The 2,353-nt window shown below is 36.9% G+C and carries 1 protein-coding gene; it reads right to left on the bottom strand.

Features of this window, described 5'->3' with window-relative positions; all coding sequences use genetic code 11:
- Positions 1-91: 91 nt before the first annotated feature.
- On the bottom strand, positions 92-2,353 hold a 2,262-nt coding region (locus CJP74_RS08175; RefSeq protein ID WP_222987041.1), incomplete at its 5' end, for a beta strand repeat-containing protein.

The following is a 2,353-nucleotide window of genomic DNA, read 5'->3' as shown; positions in this document are numbered from 1 at the left end:
ATCACCTATCTAATTTTTTTCATAAAAAAAATGCAGACTAACTAAATAGCTAGTCTGCATTTTATAAAATTAATTTCTCATTATGAGAAGTCTATTTTTCCACGCGAGATTTTAAATAACCAGGAACTAATTCACATTCGAGTTCAATTTGTTCCCTATCACTGCGACTTATATCGTATTTTTCAACAATATCTTCTACAGTTAGGTTTCTAACATCTGTAGCTGACACATCATAACGTTTTAAGATGTCATCAATACGGAGATAACAGGTTGATAATTCAAACGACCAACTTGTTACCGTAATTGCTTCACCTGTTGGTAAAGGAACATCGTTTTCGGTTAAAGCTTTAAGAGAGTCTTCACGAATTAAGTGATCTGTCTCATGATCCTCTAACCAATCGTTATATTTGTTATCAATAACTATCGGTGGATCCACCGCAGGGTTAGTGATATTTAACTCTGGGTTAGTAATGTAAGTAGCATCTGTACGATAGTTAGTACCATTGATCACTGGATTATGATCAATCACACCTGAGTTATCTTTAAACGTAACTGGTTGTCCACTCATAACAGTGTTGTTTGAGATGTTTAGTACATTATTAGTCACCTCGTTACTATCTTTAGCATGAGCCGTAAAGTTAGTTACGTTAATGGTGTTATTAGTAATGCTTGAACTACCATTAGTTGCGTTTGAGTTGAAATCATTACCACTGAAGTTAGAGTTGATAATTGTAATATTCTCTTTAGCAGTGATATTGATTGCTCCCTCAGTTGTAACATTTGTTCCAGTTACATTAACTGATCCATTCGATGAATCAATTGTAACATTTTGTTGAGCTGAAACATTGGTACCATTACCTAAGTTCGCACCTAGGTTACCCGTAATGTTAACTGAACCATTTCCTGCTGTTACGTTAGTTGCGTTAACGTGAGTTGTGCCGTTTTCTGCATCTATGTTAACGCCTGAGTTACCAGAAATATTACTATTTACGATAGTAGTATTTTGTGAAGCAGTAATGTTAACTGTACCAGTTTCAGTTGTTACATTTGAGCCTGTAACATTGATCGAACCATTAGATGCATCAATGGTAACGTCATCAGAAGCCGTTACATTAGTACCATTACCTAGGTTCGCACCTTGGTTACCTGTAATGCTAATTGAAGCGTTTTCATCAGTAGCAGTTACATTAGTCGCATTAACATGAGTTGAACCATTAGACGCATCTACGTTCACTCCTTGTTTACCAGAGATATTACTATTTACGATAGTTGTGTTCTCTTTAGCAGTGATGTTAACTGTACCGCTTTCTACGGTTACGTTCGAACCAGTAACGTTGATAGAACCATTTGCAGAATCGATAGTTACATTTTGCGGTGCTGATACATTAGTACCATTGCCAAGGTTAGCTCCTTGGTTACCTGTAATGTTAATCGAAGCATTAGAATCAGTTGCTGTTACGTTAGTTGCGTTAACGTTAGTAGAACCATTTTCAGCGTCAATATTAACACCTTGTTTACCAGAGATATTACTATTTACGATCGTAGTGTTCTCTTTAGCAGTAATGTTAACTGTTCCGCTTTCTACGGTTACGTTCGAACCTGTAACGTTGATAGAACCATTCGCAGAATCGATAGTTACATCTTGTGGTGCGGTTACATTAGTACCGTTACCTAGGTTTGCACCTTGGTTACCAGTAATGCTGATTGAAGAATCTTCATCAGTAGCAGTTACATTAGTAGCATTAACATGAGCTGAACCGTTAGACGCATCTACGTTCACTCCTTGTTTACCAGAGATATTACTATTTACGATAGTAGTGTTCTCTTTAGCAGTGATGTTAACTGTACCACTTTCTACGGTTACGTTCGAACCTGTAACGTTTACTGAACCGTTCGCTGAGTCAATCGTAACATTTTGTGGTGCAGATACATTAGTACCATTGCCAAGGTTAGCTCCTTGGTTACCAGTAATGTTAATCGAAGCATTAGAATCAGTTGCTGTTACATTAGTCGCATTAACGTTAGTTGTTCCATTTTCTGCGTCAATGGTTACACCTTGTTTACCAGAGATATTACTATTTTCAATTGTAGTATTTTCTTTGGCAGTGATGTTAACTGTACCATTGTTCGCAGTTACGTTAGAACCGATAACAGAAACAGAACCATTTGCAGAGTCAATAGTAACGTTTTGTGGAGATGTAACGTTAGTACCGTTACCTAGGTTTGCTCCTTGGTTACCTGTAATGTTAATCGAAGCATTAGAATCAGTTGCTGTTACGTTAGTTGCGTTAACGTTAGTTGTACCGTTTTCAGCGTCAATGTTAACACCTTGTTTACCAGAGATATTACTATT

This window comes from Psittacicella melopsittaci (assembly GCF_003585925.1).
Taxonomy (GTDB): Bacteria; Pseudomonadota; Gammaproteobacteria; order Enterobacterales; family Psittacicellaceae; genus Psittacicella; species Psittacicella melopsittaci.
Note: the sequence above shows the minus strand (reverse complement) of the source record. Positions and strands in the feature narration are given on the sequence as shown.